This window comes from Acinetobacter sp. V2, assembly GCF_001188385.1.
Taxonomy (GTDB): domain Bacteria; phylum Pseudomonadota; class Gammaproteobacteria; order Pseudomonadales; family Moraxellaceae; genus Acinetobacter; species Acinetobacter oleivorans.
The window spans coordinates 102,527-108,958 of the sequence record NZ_JZFB01000002.1; the positions used below are offsets into that span (position 1 = coordinate 102,527).

At 40.2% G+C, this 6,432-nt stretch carries 6 protein-coding genes; 1 reads left to right on the top strand and 5 read right to left on the bottom strand.

The window, feature by feature from the left end; translation table 11 throughout:
- Window positions 1–269 precede the first annotated feature (269 nt).
- A complete protein-coding gene (locus UC75_RS09290; RefSeq protein WP_049837411.1) occupies window positions 270–1,103 on the top strand; it encodes a hypothetical protein in 834 nt (277 codons plus the stop codon).
- 62 nt (window positions 1,104–1,165) lie between these two features.
- Here the strand turns inward: UC75_RS09290 and astE are convergent, their stop codons facing one another.
- From astE to UC75_RS20930, 5 genes are all read right to left on the bottom strand, one after another.
- Window positions 1,166–2,140: a succinylglutamate desuccinylase gene (gene astE, locus UC75_RS09295; RefSeq protein WP_049837412.1), complete on the bottom strand. Its 975-nt coding sequence runs from the start codon at window positions 2,138–2,140 to the stop codon at window positions 1,166–1,168.
- A 12-nt stretch (window positions 2,141–2,152) separates the two neighbouring features.
- Entirely contained in the window at window positions 2,153–3,496 is a 1,344-nt protein-coding gene (gene astB / locus UC75_RS09300; protein ID WP_049837413.1) for an N-succinylarginine dihydrolase, read from the bottom strand.
- Window positions 3,497–3,513: 17 nt separating this feature from the next.
- Window positions 3,514–4,983: a succinylglutamate-semialdehyde dehydrogenase gene (gene astD, locus UC75_RS09305; RefSeq protein ID WP_049837414.1), complete on the bottom strand. Its 1,470-nt coding sequence runs from the start codon at window positions 4,981–4,983 to the stop codon at window positions 3,514–3,516.
- Entirely contained in the window at window positions 4,983–6,014 is a 1,032-nt protein-coding gene (astA, locus tag UC75_RS09310) for an arginine N-succinyltransferase (protein ID WP_005301103.1), read from the bottom strand. The genes astD and astA overlap by 1 nt, the downstream gene beginning before the upstream one ends.
- Window positions 6,015–6,032: 18 nt before the next feature.
- The coding region (locus UC75_RS20930; protein WP_228137242.1) for an aminotransferase class III-fold pyridoxal phosphate-dependent enzyme at window positions 6,033–6,432 on the bottom strand (400 nt) is incomplete at its 5' end.

Below are 6,432 nucleotides of genomic sequence, written 5' to 3' on the forward strand. Positions count from 1 at the left end.
AAATGAAAAAATTAAAAGATATTTTTTTTAAAACTAAATAATAGGAACTCATTTTGCTTAATTAGATTTTCTAATAAATAAATGTTCTTTTTCACTTTATTATTAATTTTTATTAATCTCCACAATTCCTCCCTAGTCTGTTTACTCAACGTAACACTGTTGTAACGTTTTGATGAAGTCAGTTCCCAAGTCCATATTCCCTTGGCTATGATTCGTTTGCGTTTATGAAATACCTCACTAAAAGGGTATATTCTTTGAAGGATATCGCAATGAAAATGATGAAAACAGCTATCGTTACTGCAAGTGTTCTTGCTTCTGCTTCTATTTTTGCACAAAGTGCGGGCGTTAATGCAGATGCTTCTGCTCAAGTAAATGTACAACCGGGTGGTCTTGTTAGTGGCGTAGCCAATACAGTCAAAAATACTGCACACACTGTAGGTAGCACAGCAAAGCATGCTGGTCATGTCGCTGCTGACACTACAGTTAAAGCAACTAAAAAAACAACAGGAAAAGTGACTGAACTTTCTTCTAAAGCTGCAAATGGTACAAAACACATAGCAACTGAAGCTGCAACGGGCACCAAACACTTTGCTACCGAAGCTGCGACAGGTACTAAAAATGTAGCGACTAAAGCTGCAACTGGTACTAAACATTTTGCTACCGAAGCAGTAACAGGTACTAAAAATGTAGCGACTAAAGCTGCAAACGGCACTAAAAACCTAGCAGTTGAGGCTAAAGCTGACACAAAAGCAGGTTTTAATGCTGTAAAGACTAAAGTTACAGAAAAACAAGCAGACCAAAAAGAATTTACTGCTGAAAAACAAGCTAATGCTCAAGCGCATGTAGATGCAGTAAAAACTCGTGTAGCTCAAAATCAAGCTGAGCAAAAAGAATTTGTAGCTGATACTAAAGCTGATGCCCAAGCACAGTTGAATGCAGCTCAACCAGCACATGCAATTAATGCTCAAACTGGTGTAAATGTTGGTGTTAACGTTGGCCCTATTGGAGTTAACACAAACGCAAATATAAACGCTGGTGCTCAAACGTCTACACAAAAAGCTGAAAAGAAATCTTGGGTTAAAGGTCTTTTCGGTACGAACTAATATCTTATAAATAAAAAAAGGGCAATTAATTGCCCTTTTTTTATTTCTTAAAAATCAAATGTTCAGCTGGTTTCAGTTAAAACCAAACCTGCACGTAAACCAAGTTTCACATTTGGATTTGGAAATAAAATCCAGACTTGATCTTGCTCAACAACATAATTACCAGAAGGTTGAGTCGCAATGATTTCACCTTTGGTAAAAGTCGAGAAATTTGGTGCCTCAGCCGATAAATTCATCTGAAAATCTTCGTCTTTTTTAATTAAAGAGTCCGATACTTTAAAGACCCGAATTTTTGTTTTATTACGTGGTGGCAAGGCTTGCTCAGAAACCACATGACGAATCACTTCATCAATTGCAGCAAACTGGCTCAAGTCATTTTGTCCAAATGGTAAGGCTTTGCCTAACTCTAAAGTTGCGCTCGCAGCTTTAAAATTTTCACTGGTAAAATGCGTAAAGGTTTTACCGACCGCATTGTGGTAAACCAAAGCGTCCAAGTCAGCTGCTTCAAGGCTCGCTGTCAAATCTGCATCATAAGCATGTGTTTGATAGGGAAATAAAGCAAACGTTGGCAACAAAGAAGCACGAATTGCGGTGTGCAAATCATAGTGATAACGTTTTGCTTGGCTTGAACTTTCCTGAAAAAAAGTCGTGACCACTTGCTCTAAAACTTCAGCACGTTTTGATTCTTCAGTCACAGGTAGAGTTTTATATCCACCACAAAACATTCGGTTTACATCGTCATGCACATAACGTTTCCCTTGACGCATTGCATAGGGGTTACCCAATACAAACAGCAATCTCACAGCAAGTTTTAAACGTCCTGCAAATAAATCTGTGCATAGATGAGATAACAATTCAATTGGTGCTGTTTCATTACCATGTACTCCAGCTGACAGTACGACAGCTTTGTCGTACTGTGCATTTGGCGTACATTCAAGAATCCCCTCACCCAACCAACGCCAAGAAAAATTATCTTGTTTTCCTTCGCGGGTTTTAGGCTGCTCACCTTGCAAGGTTAATGCTAGAAAATCTTGCATGTCACCTCCTCATTATTTTTGGAAAGGATAAACCGAACCTAAACCTAAAATTTTGGTCAGTTCATCGAGTGCCATACGGCTTTCCATGAGTAAATGCGGATCAGCCAAATCTTCTTGTGCTAAGCGATCACGATAGTGTTTATCTACCCATTGATTGAGTGTGCCAAACAATTGATCGTTCATGAGAACTTTTGGATTTACAGCATTTAACTCAGTTTCGTTTAAAGCTACGCGTAAACGTAAACATGCCGGACCACCACCATTACGCATACTTTCACGTAAGTCATATACCTGAATAGCATCAATTGGTGTGCCCATCTGAACCATATCGTTCAGATAACCCCAAACTGCCTTATTCTGGCGAGACTCTTCTGGCACCACAATGGTCATTCCACCATCTGGACGAGTCAAAATCTGGCTATTAAATAAATAAGTTGCTACGGCATCATCAACAGTAACGCGGTTTTCAGGAACTTCAATCGAGATAAAATCTTCACCGATGCTTGCCATTTTCTGACGAATTTCAGTAAAAGCTTGATCTTGATTTAAGAATGCATGTTGATGATGGAATAAAACCTGTTGGTTACTTACCGCAATCACATCGTTATGGAAAACGCCTTGATCAATTACATCCGGATTTTGTTGAACAAAAACGGTATGCGCATCATCTAAACGGTGCAAACGTGCAATTGCTTCACTTGCTTCACGCGTCTGACGAGCTGGATAGCGTTTTGGTCCTGGTAAACCATTATTTAAATGTTGTTGACCATACACAAATACTTGAACACCGCGCTTAGCATAATCACCACCTAAACGATTGTGATTTGCTGCACCTTCATCACCGAATAAAGCCACTTGTGGTAAAGCTTCATGATGAACAAAATGACGTTCATTTTTAAAGATCGCTTGTAGGACCTGACTTGTAGTTTCAGCTTCAATTGAACGGTGAAACTTATTATTCAAGTTCGCTGCTGTAAAATGCACGCGTTCATCTTGGCTATCTGCCGAAGGTGAAACAGTTGCCGCATTTGCAGTCCACATTGGCGAAGCTGAACTTAGCGATGATAATAGTTCAGGTGAATGACGCATTGCTTGAGCAACTACGCTAATGTCATCTCCTGTAAAACCTAAACGGCGTAACATTGGAACATGTGGGCGCTCATGCGGAACAAGCACACCTTGTTTCATTCCCATGTCAGCCAAGGCTTTCATCTTTAGCAAACCCTGTTTAGCTGCTAATTTTGGATTCGAGGCGTTATTACGGTTTTTTGTCGATGCTTCATTACCAAACGACAAGCCTGCATAGTGATGTGTTGGTCCCACCAAACCATCGAAATTTACTTCATATCCTTTCATTTTTCTTTCCCTAGTGTTTAAGGCAACACAATCCCTGGAGATAATTTTTCTGGTAAGGTTAAGCTGTCACTTTCAAGTGAAGCCATTGGCCAAGCACAATAATCAGCTGCATAAAAGGCACTTGCACGATGGTTACCAGATGCTCCGACACCACCAAACGGTGCAGCACTTGAAGCACCTGTTAATGGCTTATTCCAGTTCACAATACCGGCACGCGCTTCAATAAGTACTTGATCAAACAGTTCACGTTTTGGTGAAACCAGACCAACAGACAAACCAAAGCGAGTTGCATTCGCAATTTTTAATGCTTCTTCAAAATTGTCATAACGTTGAATCGTCGTAAGCGGACCAAAATATTCTTCATCAGGAATATCTGTGACGCCTGTTACATCAACAATTCCTGGAGTAAGTAACGAACTATCTTCTTGTGGACGCGTCATTGGCAACAAGCTTTTTGCGCCAAGCTCAAGCAATTTTTGTTGAGCAAGCATCATATTTGATGCGGCAACTGACGAGATAACGCCACCCATAAATGGTTGTTGCTCATCGTTCCAACGACCAACTTTTAGATTTTTTGCAACTTCAACGAAACGTTGAATAAATGCATCACCTTCTGCGCCATTTTTTACCAAGATACGGCGTGCACATGTACAACGCTGACCCGCCGAAACAAATGCAGATTGAATAGTGAGATTAACCACAGCATCGACATCAATAATCTCATCAATAATCAATGCATTATTGCCGCCCATTTCAAGCGCAAGGATTTTCTCAGGAGCACCCGCCATTTGCTTATGCAAGTGATAACCCGTGTTTGCACTTCCGGTAAACAATAAACCATCAATTTCATGTGAAGCAGCTAGCGCTTCACCAGTGGTACGACCACCTTGCACTAAGTTCATCACACCATTTGGCAAACCAGCTTGCTGCCAAAGTTTTACAGTTTCTTCAGCAGTCCAAGGTGTTAATTCACTTGGTTTAAATACCACTGTATTGCCTGCCAATAATGCAGGAACAATATGCCCATTTGGTAAATGGCCAGGGAAGTTATATGGACCGAAAACTGCAAGCACACCATGTGGACGGTGACGTAAAGATGCTACGCCATCGGCCATTTCAGTTGAGCTTTCACCTGTACGCTGATGATAAGCACGGATTGAAATTGCAACTTTGCCAATCATTGATTGAACTTCAGTTAGTGTTTCCCAAAATGGCTTACTGGTTTCTTGGCTAATTACTTCTGCTAAATGCTTTTTATTTTCTTCAAGCAAAGCCGCAAATTTTTCAACAATCGCTACACGTTCTACAAGTGGTAAACGTGCCCATGCTGGAAATGCAGTACGCGCTGCCTGACAAGCTTGCTCTACATCAGCAGCAGTTGCTTCAGCACCTGACCATACAGTTTGGTTATCGACTGGATTTGTTTTTTCAAATGTTGTGCCGCTGCCTTGTAACCAGACACCGTTTATAAATAAAGAGTTTGACATCAGGATACTTCCATTGGATTTAGTGATAACACACGAACAACGTGACCTTCTTGTACACCGAGTTTTTCAGCTTGTTCATGTGTTAAATTTATAGTGTTATCAACAAGATCAAGCTTCATCAACATTGCCTTATAGTCATGATAATTATCATTAGCAACGAGATATTGGGTCTTACCGACCGCAGCTTCACTTGTAATTTTGACGTTTAAGAACTGACTTTCTTTTACTGCCCGCAATTCATCAATATTGGCTTCAATGGTTGGACCCGCATCAAAAATATCGACATATCCTTGATAACGTAAGCCTTCTGACTCAAGCACATGGTAAGCAGGCAAAGTTTGTGGGTGCATTTTTCCAATCACCTCTTGCGCATCTTTTGGCAAGAGATCTACATAGACTGGAAAACGTGGCATAAGCTCTGCAATAAATACTTTTTGCCCAATTCCACTTAAATAGTCTGCTGTTGAAAAATCCATATTAAAGAAATGGTGACCAATCGCATCCCAAAATGGAGAACATCCATTTTCGTCTGAGAAACCACGCATTTCAGCAATTAATTTTTTCTCGAAATATTGCTTAAAGGCAGCAATAAACATAAAACGGATTTTCGATAAGAACTTACCGTTTTGGTTTTCACGACGCTCTGGATCTAAAAATAATGTACAGAGTTCGCTACTACCCGTTCTGTCATTACTCAAAAATAAGGTAGGTAGTGACTTATAAACGTTTAATGCTTTTGAAGCGTGTACTTGAGTACCAACATGAAAGTTGTACCAAGGCTCAATGAGTCCTACGGCAACTTCAATTGCGCTTAAACCAATAACACGTTGAGCTTCTGTATCTTCAAGAACAAACAGATAGCCTTGTTCACTTTTATGGACATTGCCATTTAAAGTATTGCGAGTACGTGAAATTCGAGCCGAAAGTGTATCCATATTTTGTGGCAAGGAAGTCAGGCCTACACCCGACTTACCCGCTAATTTATAAATATCTTCAAGGTCTCGAAACTCGGCATGACGGACAATCATCATGGCTAGCTTTCCTTTTTTTTATTTAGCCAATTTTGCCAATGCTCTTTTTAAACGAGCAATCCCTTCATCAATATCTTGTTCAGGAATGATAAGCGACGGAGTAAAACGAACCACATTCGGGCCTGCAATTAAAGCAAGTAAACCTTCTTCACCCGCCCAAGTCGTAATATCTTTAGCTTTCCCTGCATACGCAGCTTTTAATTCACAACCAATCAATAAACCTTGACCACGAATTTCTTCAAAAATCTGATGTTCAGCGTTTAATGCATTTAGTGCATCGAGGAAATATTGATGACGATGCTTCACACCTTCGAGTACTTCAGGCGTATTAATAAATTCGAATACTGCACCAGCAACTGCACTTGCTAACGGGTTACCACCATAAGTCGTACCATGTGTACCCACTGAAAAATGTGGA